Annotated in this window: 21 protein-coding genes; 16 read left to right on the top strand and 5 right to left on the bottom strand. The window is 41.2% G+C overall.

Going from position 1 to position 17,738, the window contains the following annotated elements:
- Window positions 1-71 precede the first annotated feature (71 nt).
- Entirely contained in the window at window positions 72-932 is an 861-nt protein-coding gene (locus MHH26_RS03020) for an SDR family oxidoreductase (RefSeq protein ID WP_060595936.1), read from the top strand.
- 56 nt (window positions 933-988) lie between these two features.
- On the opposite strand, the gene MHH26_RS03025 is transcribed toward MHH26_RS03020, so the two are convergent.
- Entirely contained in the window at window positions 989-1,225 is a 237-nt protein-coding gene (locus tag MHH26_RS03025; RefSeq protein ID WP_008348804.1) for an IDEAL domain-containing protein, read from the bottom strand.
- A 289-nt stretch (window positions 1,226-1,514) separates the two neighbouring features.
- Between MHH26_RS03025 and MHH26_RS03030 the strand changes: the two genes are divergently transcribed.
- The 3 genes from MHH26_RS03030 (at window position 1,515) to MHH26_RS03040 (ending at window position 4,205) form a co-directional block, all read left to right on the top strand.
- Window positions 1,515-2,093 (top strand): competence protein ComK, encoded by a 579-nt coding sequence (locus tag MHH26_RS03030; protein WP_340972273.1) that lies wholly within the window; start codon window positions 1,515-1,517, stop codon window positions 2,091-2,093.
- 168 nt (window positions 2,094-2,261) lie between these two features.
- A complete protein-coding gene (locus tag MHH26_RS03035) occupies window positions 2,262-3,368 on the top strand; it encodes a D-TA family PLP-dependent enzyme (protein WP_334748533.1) in 1,107 nt (368 codons plus the stop codon).
- A gap of 354 nt (window positions 3,369-3,722) precedes the next feature.
- Window positions 3,723-4,205: a hypothetical protein gene (locus MHH26_RS03040; RefSeq protein ID WP_060595940.1), complete on the top strand. Its 483-nt coding sequence runs from the start codon at window positions 3,723-3,725 to the stop codon at window positions 4,203-4,205.
- Window positions 4,206-4,237: 32 nt separating this feature from the next.
- Here MHH26_RS03040 and pdxR read toward each other — a convergent pair whose 3' ends face one another.
- The gene (gene pdxR, locus MHH26_RS03045) at window positions 4,238-5,677 is read right to left on the bottom strand and encodes a MocR-like pyridoxine biosynthesis transcription factor PdxR (RefSeq protein WP_340972280.1); all 1,440 of its coding nucleotides are present in this window, start codon (window positions 5,675-5,677) and stop codon (window positions 4,238-4,240) included.
- 144 nt (window positions 5,678-5,821) lie between these two features.
- Between pdxR and MHH26_RS03050 the strand changes: the two genes are divergently transcribed.
- From MHH26_RS03050 to MHH26_RS03080, 7 genes are all read left to right on the top strand, one after another.
- Complete coding sequence (locus MHH26_RS03050; RefSeq protein WP_340972282.1) at window positions 5,822-6,991, top strand: MFS transporter; 1,170 nt, start codon at window positions 5,822-5,824, stop codon at window positions 6,989-6,991.
- A gap of 64 nt (window positions 6,992-7,055) precedes the next feature.
- Window positions 7,056-7,331: a barstar family protein gene (locus MHH26_RS03055; protein ID WP_060595943.1), complete on the top strand. Its 276-nt coding sequence runs from the start codon at window positions 7,056-7,058 to the stop codon at window positions 7,329-7,331.
- Window positions 7,332-7,494: 163 nt separating this feature from the next.
- The gene (locus MHH26_RS03060; protein ID WP_340972285.1) at window positions 7,495-8,445 is read left to right on the top strand and encodes an ABC transporter permease; all 951 of its coding nucleotides are present in this window, start codon (window positions 7,495-7,497) and stop codon (window positions 8,443-8,445) included.
- Entirely contained in the window at window positions 8,438-9,388 is a 951-nt protein-coding gene (locus MHH26_RS03065) for an iron chelate uptake ABC transporter family permease subunit (RefSeq protein WP_044140714.1), read from the top strand. The genes MHH26_RS03060 and MHH26_RS03065 overlap by 8 nt, the downstream gene beginning before the upstream one ends.
- Window positions 9,379-10,137, top strand: a complete 759-nt coding sequence (locus MHH26_RS03070) for an iron ABC transporter ATP-binding protein (RefSeq protein WP_095284989.1) — start codon at window positions 9,379-9,381, stop codon at window positions 10,135-10,137. The genes MHH26_RS03065 and MHH26_RS03070 overlap by 10 nt, the downstream gene beginning before the upstream one ends.
- A 22-nt stretch (window positions 10,138-10,159) precedes the next feature.
- Window positions 10,160-11,104, top strand: coding sequence for a siderophore ABC transporter substrate-binding protein (locus MHH26_RS03075; protein ID WP_095284990.1), 945 nt, complete (start codon window positions 10,160-10,162; stop codon window positions 11,102-11,104).
- Between the two features lie 140 nt (window positions 11,105-11,244).
- Complete coding sequence (locus tag MHH26_RS03080; protein ID WP_106031443.1) at window positions 11,245-12,201, top strand: LCP family protein; 957 nt, start codon at window positions 11,245-11,247, stop codon at window positions 12,199-12,201.
- 68 nt (window positions 12,202-12,269) lie between these two features.
- On the opposite strand, the gene MHH26_RS03085 is transcribed toward MHH26_RS03080, so the two are convergent.
- Window positions 12,270-12,632: a hypothetical protein gene (locus tag MHH26_RS03085; RefSeq protein WP_060595947.1), complete on the bottom strand. Its 363-nt coding sequence runs from the start codon at window positions 12,630-12,632 to the stop codon at window positions 12,270-12,272.
- Between the two features lie 158 nt (window positions 12,633-12,790).
- On the opposite strand from MHH26_RS03085, the gene MHH26_RS03090 reads away from it, so the two are divergent.
- Together MHH26_RS03090 and lepB are read left to right on the top strand one after the other, a co-directional pair.
- Window positions 12,791-13,408: a TVP38/TMEM64 family protein gene (locus MHH26_RS03090; RefSeq protein WP_034663493.1), complete on the top strand. Its 618-nt coding sequence runs from the start codon at window positions 12,791-12,793 to the stop codon at window positions 13,406-13,408.
- Window positions 13,408-13,920, top strand: coding sequence for a signal peptidase I (gene lepB, locus MHH26_RS03095; RefSeq protein WP_034663490.1), 513 nt, complete (start codon window positions 13,408-13,410; stop codon window positions 13,918-13,920). Before MHH26_RS03090 ends, lepB begins: the two co-directional genes overlap by 1 nt.
- 34 nt (window positions 13,921-13,954) lie before the next feature.
- Here lepB and MHH26_RS03100 read toward each other — a convergent pair whose 3' ends face one another.
- On the bottom strand, window positions 13,955-15,100 hold the full coding sequence (locus MHH26_RS03100) for an AbrB family transcriptional regulator (protein ID WP_334750255.1): 1,146 nt from the start codon (window positions 15,098-15,100) through the stop codon (window positions 13,955-13,957).
- Between the two features lie 266 nt (window positions 15,101-15,366).
- Between MHH26_RS03100 and MHH26_RS03105 the strand changes: the two genes are divergently transcribed.
- From MHH26_RS03105 to MHH26_RS03115, 3 genes are read left to right on the top strand one after another with little or no spacing between them, the layout of a single operon-like run.
- A complete protein-coding gene (locus MHH26_RS03105; RefSeq protein WP_024425495.1) occupies window positions 15,367-15,789 on the top strand; it encodes a BlaI/MecI/CopY family transcriptional regulator in 423 nt (140 codons plus the stop codon).
- On the top strand, window positions 15,782-16,621 hold the full coding sequence (locus MHH26_RS03110) for a M56 family metallopeptidase (protein ID WP_340972290.1): 840 nt from the start codon (window positions 15,782-15,784) through the stop codon (window positions 16,619-16,621). Before MHH26_RS03105 ends, MHH26_RS03110 begins: the two co-directional genes overlap by 8 nt.
- A 57-nt stretch (window positions 16,622-16,678) precedes the next feature.
- Window positions 16,679-17,089, top strand: a complete 411-nt coding sequence (locus MHH26_RS03115; protein WP_034663477.1) for a DoxX family protein — start codon at window positions 16,679-16,681, stop codon at window positions 17,087-17,089.
- A gap of 197 nt (window positions 17,090-17,286) precedes the next feature.
- Here the strand turns inward: MHH26_RS03115 and MHH26_RS03120 are convergent, their stop codons facing one another.
- A complete protein-coding gene (locus tag MHH26_RS03120; RefSeq protein ID WP_034663474.1) occupies window positions 17,287-17,733 on the bottom strand; it encodes a ferritin-like domain-containing protein in 447 nt (148 codons plus the stop codon).
- Window positions 17,734-17,738 lie beyond the last annotated feature (5 nt).

A 17,738-nucleotide genomic window follows, 5' to 3' on the forward strand; every position in this document is an offset into this window, starting at 1 on the left:
CTAGTTTGACATACATAAAAAAATAGCCAACACATAAAAATAAACAAGATAAAAGGAAGGAGTGGACAGACGTGTCAACAAAGCAGCCGAAGAAAACATTGCCGCCTCAGCATCAAAATGAACGTCCAGGTCTGGAATATAAAATGAACCCTAGACCTGTTTTTGATCGAGAGGTGCCGGATAAAAAGTTAGCAGGGAAAACAGCCATTGTGACAGGTGGAGACAGCGGGATCGGAAGAGCAGTTTCGGTCTTGTTTGCGAAGGAAGGAGCCAATGTCGCCATTGTTTACTTGAGTGAACACCGCGATGCAGAGGAAACGAAGGACTATATTGAAAAGGCGGGAGGCCGCGCCATTTTAATTGCAGGTGATTTAGGAGATGAGGCGTTTTCAAACGAGGTGGTCAAAAAAACGAAAGATGCTTTCGGTTCCATCGATATTTTGGTGAACAACGCCGGGGAACAGCATCCGCAAAAAAGCATTGAACAGATTACCTCGCATCAGCTTCTTCGAACATTTCAAACGAATATTTTTGCCATGTTTTATTTAACAAAAGCGGTTCTTCCTCATTTAAAGAAAGGAAGCAGTATCATTAATACCACATCTGTTACAGCCTATAAAGGGCATGAAACCTTGATCGACTATTCATCTACAAAAGGGGCAGTCGTGACATTTACGAGATCATTATCTTTATCGCTCATTAAACAGGGGATTAGAGTGAATGGGGTAGCCCCAGGGCCTATTTGGACACCGCTCATTCCATCGACCTTTACGGAAAAGGAAGTCTCAGAATTTGGCGGAGATGTTCCAATGGAACGTCCTGGTGAGCCAGTAGAGCTTGCGCCGAGCTATTTATTTTTAGCGAGCGAAGACTCCTCTTATATGAATGGACAAATCCTGCATGTAAATGGCGGAACCATTTTAAATGGATAAACAAAAAACTTGCGGTAAAGAGACGAGTTGCTGTCTCTTTGCCGCAAGTAAAATCATCATGATTGATGTAAGCAGTGTTCTGCATATTGAGCTGACAGGTCGTTGAATCGCTTTTCATCACGCTGATCCAGTGCCTTATCAATCTCTTCTCTAAGGAAGGTTAAGCGCTGTTTATAAAGCGCCTCATCTAAAACCATTTGAATATAGATGTCTAAAATAGTGACGCCATTTTCTTCGGTTTTTTGGGTGTTGCGGGACTTCATGAGCTCAGCATACGTTTTTTTCTCTTTCATAAAGAATCCCCCCGATGCCTTTTTTATAGTATATGGATTGGCGGAGAAAAAATCAACAAGAATTTATAATTTTTAGACAATTTATTTTTGAGCGAAATCGACATCTCTTGTCCGATCGACAGGATGTGATATATCATTAAAAAAGGCTTTTCGATAGATCGAATGGACTAAAAAATACGATAAAAAGATGATTTTTAATAAATTTTGAAAAAATCCTGTCGTTTCTTATATGTTGGTGATAGATTAATAGTATCTAAAATAACCAAAAATTAACACAGGAGGAAACGAAGTGTCAGGAATTAGTGAAACACCTTTAGATTCATACGTCATTAATCAAACAACAATGGCGGTCCTTCCGGTTGAAGAAGGAAAAAGAGTATATTCAAAAGTCATAGAAAGAGAGACAAGCTTTTACGTTGAATTAAAGCCCCTGCAAATTATTGAACGGAGCTGCAGATTCTTCGGCTCAAGCTATGCGGGCAGAAAAGCGGGAACATATGAAGTAACAGGAATATCTCACAAGCCTCCAATTGTGATTGACTCATCCAATCATTTGTATTTCTTCCCAACCTATTCATCCAACCGTCCTCAGTGCGGCTGGATCTCCCACAAATACATTCATACCTTCCAGGAATCATCCCTCGGAGACACGGTGGTCATCTTTACAAATGAGCAAACCGTCAAACTCGATGTCTCATATAAATCATTTGAGAGTCAGGTGCACAGAACAGCGTATCTCCGAACGAAATTTCAAGATCGCCTTGATGGAGGTCTTCCTAAAAAACAAGAATTTATGCTGTATCCAAAGGAACAACAGCTCAACCTTGTATACGATTTTATATTAAGGGAGCTTCGGAACAAATATTAACTAAAACCAGCGGCAGGACAGCCGCTGGACTCCTTATGAAGCGAGGGTTTAGCATATCGTCTTTCTTTCTCGAAGAAAAAAACATTGATAATTATATAAAAAATTATATTATTTAACTATAACGTATAAAATTTTATATAACGAGCAGCAGTGAAAGGGGATATGATAATGACTTATGATGAACTAGATACACCGGCGCTATTAATTGATAAACGGGTAATGATGGAGAATTTAGCTGCTATGCAGCAATATGCGGATCGTCAGCAAGTCAAACTGCGTCCTCATACGAAAACACATAAAACACCTAGTCTTGCGAAGGTGCAGGAGGAGATGGGCGCATCTGGCTTAACTGTAGCGAAAGTAGGAGAAGCGGAAGTAATGGCGGCGCATGGGCTGACAGATATCTTTATCGCCAATCAAATTGTAGGCGAGACAAAGCTCAAGCGAATTCGAAAGCTGGCAGAGTCGATACAAATTTCATTTGGAATAGATTGTGTAGAGCATGTGTATCAAATTGAACATGTCTTTCGTGGAGCAGAAAAAAAAGCGGAGGTTCTAATTGAGATAGAAGTTGGAGAAGAAAGATCTGGTGTCATTGAAGAGAGTGATTTCCGTCAAATCTTGCAGGCGATTCAAACATGTGACTTCGTTCATTTAAGGGGGATTTTTTCTCATGATGGACATACATATAAGGCGGAAAGTAAAGCGCATTGTCAGACATTATACGAAGACGCTGTGAATCGCACGCTTCAGTTTGCACAGATTGCGAAAGAAGCAGGCATGCTGCTAGAGGTAGTGAGCATTGGATCAACACCGCCGTTCTTATTTCAATTTGATATTCCAAAGGGAGTCACCGAAATCAGACCAGGCACTTACATCTTCATGGATGCCTCTCAATCCAATGTGATCGGCACTTTTTCACATTGTGCGGCAGCTGTGCTGACGACGGTGATCAGTAAGCCAACAAAGGCCCGTGTCATTACAGATGTTGGAGCCAAAGGGCTCACGGCTCAAACCCGTACAAAAGGGCTGACGAAAACAAAAGGACTAGGCAAAGTAAAAGACTATGATGATGTATTTGTTTCAAGTGTATTTGATGAGCATGCCATCATCTATCACGAAGGCTTCCGTCAGACTGTCCAGATCGGTGAGAAGGTGCAAATCATTCCAAATCATATTTGTCCCGCTGTCAATCTCCATGAAAAAGCATATCTCATTCAAGATGGTGAAGTAGTCGAAGAGCTTGAGATTGCTTGTAAAGGTAAACTTCAATAAATCAACAGGATGTATAATTTAAGACTTGGAAAATACAAGGCGACTTCGTTTGGCATCATCATGATGACACGAACGAAGTATTTCTTTTCATTAGAAAACATCCACCATGAACTTATTGAAACCAAATCCATATATCCAGTCGTCTATTAAGTGTATCGGTAGACTGTCAACCAAATGACAGGAAAATGTGGATCCTTAGACGTATTTTCATCCATTTACTCATAAATCGCAGAAGTGACACGAGCCGTCTGTTACAATAAAAGAAATCATTTCTTGCAAAGTGTTCGTATGTGGTAAAGGATACTCCCATTTTGACCGATATGAACGAATGGGAATAAGAAATGGAGGCTCTGTATGAAAAAACAATCGCAATTGATGCTGCTATTCACATTGACAGTGACATTACTAGCAGCCTGTCAGCAAGCAGGTCAATCGCCTTCAAAACAAGACACAAAAGAAGCTGCGTATGAACAATGGGTTCAGCGTTATATGGATGAGTTAAATGAAGCTTATGAAAACATGACCGACCAATTTATTTCAGATGGACATGGAAAGATCCAAGTAAATAAAAAATTGAAAAAAGCGACGAAAGCCTTTGATCGTGTGATTCAAAAGGGGCTTGCTCATCAAGAAGTTCCAGCCGCTTATCAAAAGGCGGATCAACAATTAAAGACAGGTCTTCATTCATTTGAAAAAGGAATCGGTCAGGTGGAGCAGCTATTAAAGCACCCAGGTCAAGAAAAGCTGTTTATTTCCGCTACCCATCATCTGCAAGATGGATTGCAGCAGACAGCTGCATTTATTGAAGAAGTAGGCCGCATTCAGCAATCAACGTAAAAAAGCTTGGAAGGCGGACTTCCAGGCTTTTTTTACATATAAAGTATTTGCTTTAAGCGGCGGACACCCTCTTGAATCATGTTTTCGTCCGTACAGGCGAAGCCTAGCAGTAATCCCTTTCGGTTGCTCTCAAAACAGTAAGGACTTAATGGATAAATGCCAACGCCCGCTGCTTTGGCTGCTTCAATACTGCCTTTTTCGTCAAAGTCTGGCGCTCCTTCTAAAAAGACATGAAGACCCGTATCGGTTCCATAGATATGAAAGTGCTTGTCAAAGTGTTGTGTCAAAAGGGCATCCATCATGGCAGCCTGTCTTTTTTTATACAGCTGTCTCATTCGCCTGACATATCGCGTGAATTCTCCTTCTCTGAAAAAAGAAGCGAGTGTGATCTGTTCCATAATAGGCAGCTGTCTTTGAATGAGTGATTGCAGGGAAGCGAGTTCTTTTATGACCGCTTTGGAGCCGATAATGGCAGCAAGGCGGATGCCGGGTGTCAGCACCTTGGAGAAGCTTAAGATGTAAATCACATGGTCGGGTGCTTCTGAAAATAATGAAGGAAGCGGTCCGCCATGATAACGATAGTCTCCATCAAAATCATCCTCTAGTATATAAGACTGATGGCTGACAGCAAATTTCAGCAGCTGCTGCCTTCTGTTGACACTCATACATACACCGGTTGGACGCTGATGGGAGGGCGTCACCGCAATCAGCTTTGTTTGCCGTGGCACTGTATTCACCATGATTCCTTCTTCATCGACGGGTGCGGGATAAATGTTCATTTCACGATGCATAAATGAAAGCCTTGCCCCAGGAAAGCCTGGATCTTCAACAGCTACTGTATCGCCTTTTTTAAGCAATACCTGTGAAATCAAATCAATGGCTTGCTGCGTGCCACCTGTTAACACCATTTGATCTTCTTCTACATCGATTCCGCGTTCTACAGATAAGTATTGGCGTATTTCTGAACGTACTTCCCATAATCCGTGCGGGGAGGAATAGCCCCAATCTTTCATATCTAATCGCTGTAATGCTTTCGTAAGCGACCGTTTCCATATATTTTGAAAATGTTCATCGATGGCTGGCTCCTGATGTCGAAAATCAATATCGAGTTTCTCATGAAATTGATTGGCCGACAGCCAGTGGTCCATTTGTTTCTCCGCCTCTTGAAAGTGTGGTCTTACCGGAAGAGGGAAAGGCGGCTCACTTTGATGGGGAGTGGAGGCTGCATAGTGGTCACTCGAAATGACCTTTGTACCGCCTCTTCTAGATGTGCTGACATATCCTCTTGCCAGCAGTTCATCATAGGCAAGCTGTATAGTTGATCTTGATACATTGAGCTCCTGTGCTAATACCCGTGTTGGTGTTAACTGATCGTCAGGATTCAGTTTTTGTGAATGAATTTGTTGAATGATCCCAGTCACGATTTGCTGCCAGAGCGGGGTTGTACTTGAGCGGTCTAAATAAATATACATCGGACACCTTCTCTCATTGTCACATATAACATGATGATGACACGGAATTATGGAGTGGTCAATAGCATCATTTTTGGATATAGGAAGTAAGCCAAAAGGTGTGTACACTGTTCTCATATGCTTATGACTAGAGGAGAGAGTCAAATGATCCCTGCATCTAAAGAAGAAACAGCACACCTATCCATCATTCCATTTATATTCGTTTTATTTGGTCTATTTATGATTACGACCGCAGTGAATCTGCAAGTGCCCCTTTATACGTTGTATGCCGAACAAGCAGGGTACGGAAAGGCGGCTACTGCACTTGTATTTGCTGCATATGTCTTCGGACTGGTTCAAGTCTTGCTTTTTCTTGGCGGCATATCTGATCGGGCTGGACGCAAACCGGTTTTATTGGTCGCGCTAAGCTTTTCGTTATGTGCTACCCTATTGATGATTGTGCACCCTACCATACAAATGCTCTTTGCAGCCCGGCTGCTGCAAGGGGTGGGGCTTGGTCTGAGTGTTGGCACATGCACCGCTTATTTGATTGCTTTATATCCAGAAAAATCAAGCTGGATTCCAACTTTTATTGCGTTATGCAGTTCGGTTGGCTTTGGGGGCGGTGCTCTTTTTACGGCACTGCTTTCTTTTCAGCGTATGTCGCTTGCGCCTCTTAGCTATTGGATTGTGCTGGGCCTTTTAATCCTAGCCATCGTGGGTGTCTTCTTTTTCGTTCCGCCTGTACAAGGAGATTCAGGTAAACCGATGATGAACCTGCCAACATTTCCAAAAGGAACAATGCCGGCGAATGCAGCGATTGCCATCGCGTGGTCGGTGTGCGGCCTCGTCATTTCGGTTTTGCCAGCACAGCTTAAATTGAATGGATATGAATTATGGGTAGGGCCGGCACTCTTTTTGATTAATATGGCAGGTGTCCTGATGCAGCCTTTTGTTCGCAAGATGAATAGCACAGTAGCGCTCTTTGCCGGGTTTATCTGTCTTCCATGCGGATACGGCCTTTTGCTATTTGGAGCAAATAGCGGGTCCATCCTTCTTGTGCTTGCCGGAACGATGCTTGCGGGTACTGCCTGCTATGGATTTACTTATTTAGGTGGTCTTCAGCTTATTGTCGAACGGGGGAAAAAGGAGGCAGCTAGAGCCGTTGCAGGGTTTTACTTGTTTGCCTATTTAGGCCTGGGTATTCCGAGTGTTTTTATCGGTCTTTTTGCTGATCTGTACGGGACCCAGATGGTGTTAACCGTCTTTTTCTTGGTCGTTTTGGCTGCTTGTCTCATCCTTTTGATCTCAAGTGTCAGACAGAAACAGAAGTGAGGAGTCCCGCTTTCTCTTTTTCCTTCTGTTCGTTTAAAATAAAGGCATGAGAGGGGAAGATGACATGAAAAAAGTGCAGCTGGACGGCGCATCGTGCAGGTCGCAAGAAGAGCTTCATGACCAACTAAAAACAGTTTTACACCTTCCTGACTATTACGGGAAAAATCTTGATGCCCTATGGGACTGTTTGACAGGAGAAGTAAATCTTCCAATAGAGCTGACATGGGTAAATTTTGAAACGAGCAAAGACGCTCTTGGCGAGTATGCAGAAAGCGTAAGGCAGTTATTTCAAGAAGCAGAAGAGGAATTGAAAGGACAATTTCAAGTGAGCATTCAATAATGGTGAAAAAAGCAGCCGCTGCAGGCTGTTTTTTTATGAGTTTCCGTCTTTCTCAATCTGCTATTGAATATTTTACTAGATATGATAATATATGAACTGTCGCTCAATTGATAATGATAATCATTTTTAGCGGAAAGAGCTTGATAGAAAGAGAGAAACCAGTATGAAGTTGTATCAATTAAGTTTATTATTTGTATGTTTGGCATGTGTATCACTGTTTGTCGGTGTACAGGATCTGTCCATTTTACAGATGTTTCATTTAACAGATGAACAATTACATACGTTAGTTTCAAGTCGCATCCCGCGTCTCATGAGTATTGTGCTTGCTGGCATGAGCCTTAGTTTATGCGGCTTTATTATGCAAAGCATGACGAGGAATAAATTTGTTTCACCAACCACTGCAGGAACGATGGATTGGGCGAAGCTTGGTATTTTAGCAGCAATGCTTGTTTTTACACATGCGAGCCCGCTCATGAAAATGGGAATCGCGTTTCTATTTACTTTAGCTGGGAATCTTCTTTTCTTAAAAATCCTGCGGCATATTAAGGTGAACGATACGATCTATGTACCGTTAGTCGGCTTAATGTTTGGCGGGATTGTCAGTTCAATATCTACGTTTATAGCCTATAAATATGATCTGATCCAAAACGTATCTGCATGGCTTCAAGGGGATTTTTCTCTTATTGTTCAGGGGCGTTATGAACTGCTCTATGTGAGTGTTCCACTATTGATCATCGCGTATTTATATGCTGACCGCTTTACAGTGGCGGGTATGGGTGAGAGCTTTGCCATCAACTTAGGTTTAACGTATAAACGTGTGATGGCGGTTGGTTTGGTGATCGTTTCGATGATTACATCTGTCACCATATTAACTGTCGGAATGTTGCCATTCCTAGGCTTAATCATTCCGAATATTGTATCGATCTACTGCGGCGATCACTTGAAAAAGAGCCTTCCGCATACAGCCTTACTAGGAGCCATTTTTGTTCTGATTTGTGATGTGCTCGGAAGGGTGATCATTTATCCATATGAAATTTCAGTTGGGCTCATGGTAGGCATCGTCGGAAGTGCGATCTTCCTGTACATGTTATTAAGGAGGAAACGCTATGCATAAGAAACGTACATTATGCCTGATTGCAGCCATTGCAGCCGTGCTGATCGTGATTTTCATTACCTTTCAAATGGGGTACTGGCCGTACACAGTGCCAAGTCGTTTAAAGAAAGTGCTGGCGATGACATTGACGGGAGGCGCGATTGCCTTTTCATCTGTTGTCTTCCAAACCTTGACCAACAATCGAATCTTAACGCCGAGCATACTAGGTTTAGACGCACTGTACTTGTTTTTGCAAACAGCGATTATTTATCTGTTTGGCTCGACCAATTTTATGATCGTCAATAAAAACCTGAATTTTTTCCTTTGCGTTGGGCTGATGATTCTATTTTCTGTGCTGTTATATACGGTGATGTTCAAACGCAAAAATAAACACATTTTCTTGCTTCTGCTTGTTGGTATTGTCTTTGGGACATTGTTCAAAAGCCTTTCTTCTTTTATGGAAATGCTGATTGATCCAAATGAATACCAGGTCGTACAAGATAAATCCTTTGCAAGCTTTAATCACATGAACACAGATATCTTACTCATTGCTTCTGTTTTATTTGCGGCGCTGTGCCTTTACATTTGGACATTCCGCTCCAAATTAGATGTCATGTCACTTGGGAAGGAGCATGCGGTGAATCTGGGAATTGACTATGACAGCATCACAAAAAAGATGCTGATCGTGATAGCCGTTCTTGTGTCCATCGCAACAGCACTTGTCGGACCGATTACGTTCCTTGGCTTACTCGTCGTAAATGTCGCACGAGAGCTCTTTCGGACGTACCGGCATACATACTTGCTGCTAGGCTCTTTTTTCATCAGTGTGATTGCCCTTGTAGGCGGGGAGTTTCTTGTCGAAAAGGTATTTACTTTTCAAACGCCGCTGAGTGTCCTGATTGATTTAGTAGGCGGATTGTATTTTATTTACTTACTTTTAAAGGAGAGTCGTTCATGGTCGTGATGAAGGGAGTCAGTAAGACATATAACGGAAAAACAGTGCTTCACGAAACAACTGTCAGTGTGAAAAAAGGACAGCTGACCTCTCTCATTGGTCCAAATGGTGCGGGTAAGAGCACGCTTTTGTCCATCATGAGCCGCCTGATTCAGCCAGACACAGGTGCAGCTTATTTACAGGACAAACCATATAGCGCGTATCCTCCGCAGGAGCTAGCGAAAAAGATGAGCATTTTAAAGCAGGCCAATCACATGAGTGTGCGCCTGACCGTACGGGAGCTTGTCAGCTTTGGCCGTTTTCCTTACTCACAGGGTCATCTGACAAAAGAAGATGAGAAGATGATCGATGTGTCTCTTCAATACATGAGGCTTGCCGATATCCAGCATCAATATGTAGATGAACTGAGCGGCGGACAAAGGCAAAGAGCCTTTATTGCGATGGTGCTGGCTCAGGATACGGATTATATTTTCTTAGATGAGCCTTTAAACAATTTGGATATGAATCATTCTGTTGAGATGATGAAGCTATTTAAGCAGCTCGTCAAAGATCTTGGGAAAACAATTGTTGTGGTTCTCCATGATATTAACTTTGCATCTGTGTATTCCGATCATATCGTCGCTTTAAAAGATGGACAGGTGATCAAAGAAGGCGGAGTAGAAGAAGTGATTCAAACAGATGCACTTGAACAAATTTATGACATGCGCATACCGATTGAAGTCATTCACGGTGAGCGTATTTGCTTATATTTTTCTTAAAAAAATGAAGAGGTGATCAAGTATGAAAAAATGGATTTGGATGATGACTGTATTAACAGCGATTGTTGTACTCGCTGCCTGCGGGAACCAAGGAAAAACAGAAGGAACAAAAGAGGAAACCGTCACGGTAAAAGACATGCTGAATAAAGATGGCGTGAAGATCAAGAAAAACCCGAAAAAAGTCGTCGTGTTTGATATGGGAAGTCTTGATACGCTGGACAAACTAGGTGTGGATGTGACAGCTTTACCAAAACAAGTCGTGCCTAAATATTTATCCAAATATGAAGGTGACAAATATGAGAATGTCGGCGGTTTAAAAGAGCCGAACTTTGAAAAAATTGCAGAGTTAGATCCTGATTTGATCATTATCCAGAACCGTCAATCAGATGCATTCGATGAATTTTCTAAAATTGCTCCTACGATTTTGATGGATGTAGACACTGCCAACTATATGGAATCATTTAAAAAGAATGCCACGACGTTAGGGGAAATTTTTGATAAGGAAGACGAAGTCAAAAAAGAATTAGCAGCCATTGATCAAAAAGTAGATGCATTAAAGAAACAGGCAAAAGAGTTGAAACAGAATGGTTTAATGATCATGGCCAACGACAGTAAAATGACAGCCTTTGGTGCTAAGTCAAGATACGGACTCATCCATGATGTGTTTGGTATCACGCCGGCAGATCAAAAGCTTGAGCCATCTGACAAACACGGACAAAGCATTTCATATGAGTACATGGTCAAAACGAATCCGGATTACTTATTTGTCATTGATCGAGGCGCAGCGATCGGAGAAGAAACTTCTGCGAAACAGCTTGTTGAAAATGATTATGTGAAATCAGTCAAAGCGGTCAAAAACAACCATGTGGTGTATTTGAACTCTGACATGTGGTATTTATCTGGCGGCGGCCTTGAATCATTGACTGCCATGATTGATGAAGTAAAACAAGGAATTGACCAAAAATAATGGAAGAAAAGCTGCTCGTACTGAGCGGCTTTTTTTATTGTGGATTCATAAAAATATGTTGCATGCAGGAAACTTTCATCAAAATATGTTATAGTGGAACCTACATTGATAGACTAAGATAGAGTGAGGGTTCGGAAAGGATGAAGGAAAAAACAAGATCAAAAAGAAGGCTGAGACCTTGGGTGAAAGCCGTGCTGTTTATCATGGCTTTTGTCATGGTGATGGCAGTGTCCGTGACAGGATATGCTTACTATAAAATTTCAAAAGCGTCGGATAAGGCGCAAGTGTCATTAGAAAGAGGAGACACCTCGCAAAAGCGTGTGAAAGCTTTTGATCCAGGAAAAGACAGCTTCTCGGTGCTCTTGCTTGGAATTGACAGCCGTCCAGGTGAAACGGTAGACGAAGCAAGAAGTGATGCGGTCTTACTGGCGGCGGTGAACCGAACAGAGAAAACCATCAAGCTCCTCAGTATTCCTCGTGATTCTTATGTTGATATACCGGGAAGAGGATATGATAAAATCGCCCACGCCCATGCGTTTGGGAGTGCAGATTTGTCAGTCAAAACGGTCGAAAACCTGCTGAACATTCCTGTAGATTATGTGATTTCAGGGAACTTTAAGGCATTTCAAGACATTGTGGATGAGTTAAATGGAATTGACGTCACGATTGAAGATGAAGGTATCGCAAAACAAATGGAAAAGGATTCAAAGGGAAAAGTTCATGTGCAGACAGGCGCCCATACATTAAATGGTGAAGAAGCATTAGCCTTTGTGAGAACGAGAAAGGCAGACAGTGACCTCATGCGCGGAAAGCGCCAAATGGAAGCACTTCAAGCCATCTTTGAAAAATCTAAATCTATTTCTTCGATCCCGTCATATGACAACATCATTGATACACTTGGTGATAATGTTTCAACCAATCTGTCCATGAAGCAGTTTATCGGTCTTTTCCCGTTATTGAGCTCATTGAAATCAGTGGATACCATTCAGCTGAAGGGCCATGATTATCAGCCTGGGAATGTGTATTACTTTGAGTTAGATGGTGCTGGATTAGAAGAAGTGAGAACAGAGCTGAGAGAACAGCTTGAATTATCATAAATAAGTAGGAGCCTGCCGCTGTGGCAGGCTTTTTGCTTTGAATGGGTAAGCGCGACAATGAAGCAAATTCAGTTCGCTTGATGAAGAAAATACTGAGTCAGCAGTTCCTCTACCCGGTGGCGTATACGTGGATTAAAGTATTTATGCTTTTCTTCATAGCCATCTATGATAAATAGATAAGTTGTAAATCCTTCATCGTGTTCAATTTGCTGTACCTTCATTTTTTCTTTACGTAAATGCTGCTTCAGTTCATAAAGTGCTTTCTGTGCTTCCTTTAAGGCAGAGGTCACAAGCTGAATGTATGGTTCATTTAGTTTAAATGTTTGATGTTGTTTTAAGTGAGTCAAATCACGATTGAGGATGGAGATGACCATTGGAAGAAAGATGGCCTGTTCCATCATCTGAAGCTGTATTCTTGATAGTCTCGTCATGTCCAAGCCTGCTTTCTTTATATATATAGAACACTTGTTCTTATTTATTATATCGAATGAGTCAAACAATCTCAAGGGGGCAGGGGGGATTCATTTGTATATTTTTATGTTTTCCATGTAAAATGAAAAGTAGACAAACCTTGAAGGAGTCAAAGAAGTTGACATCATTTCTTTCCCTATTTACTCATGAAAATATCACATCATTTTTTGAAAGCTACAAGGCCTTTGGACCGATTGTGGCCATATTGCTACCCTTAATAGAAGCATTTCTTCCGTTTTTACCACTCGTTGCGTTTGCTGTAGCGAATGCAAATGCATTCGGCCTTTGGGAAGGCTTTTTATTGACCTGGATTGGCGCAAGTGCAGGGTCTATTCTTGTCTTTTTGCTGATCAGAAAATTTGGACAGATGAGAATGCTCAACTTTATCAGTAGGCATCCTTCCATTAAAAAATTGATGCTTTGGGTGGAGAAGCGGGGGTTTGGTCCGTTATTTATTTTACTTTGCTTTCCTTTCACGCCCTCTGCTGCCGTCAATGTTGTAGCGGGTTTATCAAGAATTAGCTTTTGGCAATTCTCATTAGCTGCTTTATCTGGCAAGTGTGTCATGCTTTTTATCATTAGTTTTATTGGCTATGATCTTTCTGCTTTAGTTAAGAATCCGTTAAGAAGTGTTTTTGCGGTTCTAGTTATCGCGTTATTATGGTATGTTGGAAAGAGAGTAGAAAATAGGTTGAACATTCGAATGAGCAAGCGTGAGGACAAAGGAGGCTCTTAATGAAAAAGAAGCCATTGCTATGGTTGATGATTATTACAGGCATCGTCTTATTGTTCCAAGTAAAGAATTTCATGTTTGTCACGTACAAAGTAGAAGGGGTTAGTATGGACCCAACTTTTACAGATGGAACAGAATTATTAATCAATAAGTTCTCGCCAAAACTCACGAAAATTAGCCGGTTTGATTATGTGTTATTTCACGGACCTAAAAATCAAATCTTGATCAAACGGGTCATTGGACTCCCAGGAGAAACGATCAAGTATGAAGATGATCAGTTATTTGTCGATGGTGAAAAAAAGAAGGAACCTTATTTAAAAGAGCAGAAAAAACATAAAATGGGGAACGTCCTGACAGGGGATTTTCAGCTGAAAGCCATCACAGGAGACGATAAAATCAAAAATAATCATTACTTTGTGGTTGGAGATAACCGAATACATAGCTTTGACAGCCGGCATTTTGGCACCATTTCAAAGGATCAAGTCGTCGGTGTCAAAAGGAATACCAGCGAATAAAAAAGGCGCTCTGCATATGCAAAGCGTCTTTTTTTTATTTTGCGGCTTTATAATCAGGCTGCCTTTTTGCCCAGACATGATGTAAGAACCGGAAAAACGGTGGCAGCATTGCAATGACGAGAATAATTCTGACGACTTGTACAGCCACAACAAAGGTAGAATCCTCGTGAAGTGTGACCGCTGTTGTTGCCATCTCTGCAATACCGCCAGGCGAAAAGGCAAGAATGGCTGTAATGACAGAAATGCCTGTGATCTCAGCAATGGCAATAGAGCTGAGGACAGTCGCAGCAATTAGCCCAGCTGAGCTGACGACAGCCACAATGAGAGTGTTTTTTAGTCCGACAAACATCTGTTTATTCATTTTTGAACCGATGGTTGCACCTAGAAATACTTGAGACGCAATGTTCGCTTGTGCCGGCCAATAAGGAATCAAATCATAACCTATGAGTGCGCCCGCACCAACTTGAAGAGCTGCGACGCCTAGCATGCTGCCGATCAGCCAAGGGGCAGGGAAATGAAGACGAACTGCCAGGCGTGACATGAGCCAGGCACCTAAAATAAGCGCAGCGGTCCAAGAGATGTTTGACAGGGTGAAAACGCCCGAAGAGAAGGCGCTTCCTTGCGTAGCTACAGCCGCATCCGCTTGGTTTTTTGTATTTAAATAAAACACTGTAAAAGGGATAGTGAGTACAACCATTAATACACGTATCGTTTGCACGAGACTCACAACAGCTGTATTTGCTCCCACCTCTTGGGCAATCCCCGGCATAGCGGATAAACCGCCGGGGGCAGTTCCGACAAAGCTTGTCAGCATATCTGTTTTGCTCAGCTTCCATAAGGCAAAGCCTGAGAGCATCGCCAGTAGAATAGAAAAGACGAGCATGAAACTCACAGGGAGCCAATTTTCAGCGAAAATGTGAAGGACCTTCATATTCATTTTCTGTCCGAGTTCGATTCCGAGAATGAATTGACCAAGGAGCAGCCATCTGCTGTGAATACGTAAGGTGCTGGTTCCTTTACGCTGAAACAGGGTGGGGCGGCGCATGGCAATAAAAGCTGCTGTGATTAATGTACCAACCATCCAGCCAATAGACATTCCTGTTAAAGACAAAAGAAATCCACCTAAACCGCTTATCGCAATCAGAATGAGATCGGTTCGAAGGCTGTTTCCTTGTTTCATCACATGTAAACCTTCTTCCTATATGTTTGTTCAGTAAGTGAAATGTTGTTATCTTCACTATAATACAAAAGTCTCTATAAATAAAATACGATTTTTTTTACCATTTTCATAAGATTATCTTATCAATAAATGGTTAGCAAATTCTTATAAAGAAAGAAATAATTTTTACCAAAAGCAAAGTCAATATACAACGATTTTCCCCTATTTATCTTATCAGTTGACTATCATTTTCATTTACACTACAATGCTTAGTGTGGGGTGATAACATGAAAATTCCTTCTTTTAAATATAATGAAAAAGGATTGAATCGTTTTTTTGGTCCTTTAGAGGGAAGAATTATGGAGATCCTTTATCAAGGTGAGGATATGCCGATTAAAGAGGTGCAGCAGAAGCTGTCAGATGAAAAGCCGATTAATTTCAACACGGTGATGACTGTGCTGAACCGCTTAACCGAAAAAGGAATTGTGGAGAAGAAAACAAAAGGGCGCTCATCTATTTATAATCCCATTTTAACAAAAGAAGAATTTCTAAATGAGCAAACAAAATGGATTACGCAAGGATTGATGGACGATTTTGGTCCATTGGCAGTGAATCATATGGTGGATGCGATTGAAAGTGCTGATCCTGAATTACTCAAAGTTCTAGAAGCAAGGCTAGCATCTAAAAAAGAGGAGCAGCAAAATGAATAAAATGAAGTCGAGTCTGCTGTTTTTAGGCGGTATATTGATTGGTTTAGCCATTTTTTATCAGATGGGGTATTACGTGCTTTCAAGCTTTTTTGGCTGGAACCAAGCATATAACCTGATCCATGTATGCCAGTCCGTGCTCGAATTCTATGGATTCACTCCTTTAAAATACTTTCTGGATGCCTTAGTCCTCTACACATTGGGATTTGCAATTTTCTATATGGCAAAGCAAATCAGCAAGTACATTCAATTCAAACGACATATGATGTTGGCAGTCGAACAACAGTCAACCGAATCTCTGTCAGAGAAATATCAAAACGATATCTTTGTGTTTCACTGTCATGAACCGCTTGCCTTTGCAATGGGGATGCTTCACCCAAAGGTTTATTTATCAACAGCTCTCATGGACATGCTGGATGAAGAGGAGATTGACGCTGTTGTTCATCATGAATTGCATCACAAATACAGCTATGATCCCTTAAAAGCTTTCATGTTCTCAATGCTCACAAAAGTCATTTGGTACATTCCAGTGTTAAAGCATATGAGACAAAGCTACTCTGTTTTTCGCGAAGTGATTGCAGATGACTATGCCATTCAGCAGACAGGTACTGAGATTGGAGTAGGGCAGGCCCTTTTGAAACTGATTAAAAAGAAAACCCAGTTTCAAAAACAAACAAAGTTTGCGGTGTCCTTTGGAGATCGGGCATTGAATTTAAGAATACAAAAAATCTTAAATCCAACTTACAATATTCCTTTTAATGTACCAATTATTCCAATTGTCACATCAGCCATTCTGATGGTGGTCTTAATGATTATGCTCAACTTAAATTACTAATTTTTTTTACTTATTAACATTACATTATGTAGTGTAAAAACAGGAGGAATTCACTATATGAAAACGAATCAAGAAATAGGAACACTTTTTGTACGCGTTATTTTAGGTATTATTTTCTTTTTACACGGACTTCAGGCATATCAAGGAGGACTGGGAGGAACAGCAGCATTCTTTGGGCAAATCGGTTTACCCGAATTTATGGCCTATATTGTCAAGACAATTGAGCTAGTCGGGGGTATCGCTTTGATTTTAGGTCTAGGAACACGTATTTTCGCAGCATTATTTGTACCAATTATGGCTGTAGCGATTATTACTGTTGGTTTTTCTAAAGGATTTGTTGGCGGTTATGAATTTGAACTTTCGCTGCTCGTCATGGCGCTTTATTTAACACTTAGCGGCAGTAAGCTGCTGTCAATTGATGGGGTTCTCAAGCATCAGCAGCAAAGCAATGAAGCAAAATTTCATTAAAAGATCATGAAAAAACTCCTTCTGCTATTTGTGGCAGAGGAGTTTTTTTAATGGTCAAATTCTCATTTTCTCGTTTGAAAATGAGGTAGGGATGTGAGACTTTGCTACATTTAGCGCTAACTTTGACATATTGAAGGAACGAAAAATCGATTTCATTTTTTGACGGAACATACGATCTCCTATTAAAATAGGACTATCTAAGACACATGGTGCGTTAAAAGGTATAAAAACCATACAGCATGCTGCTGTTCATCTTGAGCGATACGTTTCATTAGCTCTTTTGTTCCTTGGTCACGGACATAGTCTGACACGCTTAAGTAAAAATCGACCGTTTTTTGTTCATCTTTAAAGGCAAACATAAGTCCTTCTCTGAATTGTTCTGGACAAGGTTCTGTTACGCTTGGTTTGTGGTTTCTACCTGTTAAAGAATAATATAGCTTTGAAAATAGTTGATAGTGTCTGACTTCATCCTGACGTATTTCTTGAATGACCTTTTTCGCCTCAGGGTTTTTTGCTTTTTGGGCAAGTTTTTCGTAGCATTGGATCGCAGAATATTCACCATTGATCGCCTTCTCAAGGTCTGAAATGATCCTTGTGTTTTGGCGCATGTCATATGGCGAGTAGTCATAGTAATCGTAATACATGATAT

The sequence above is a fragment of the Bacillus sp. FSL K6-2839 genome, assembly GCF_038003365.1.
In the GTDB taxonomy this organism is placed as follows: Bacteria; Bacillota; Bacilli; order Bacillales; family Bacillaceae; genus Bacillus.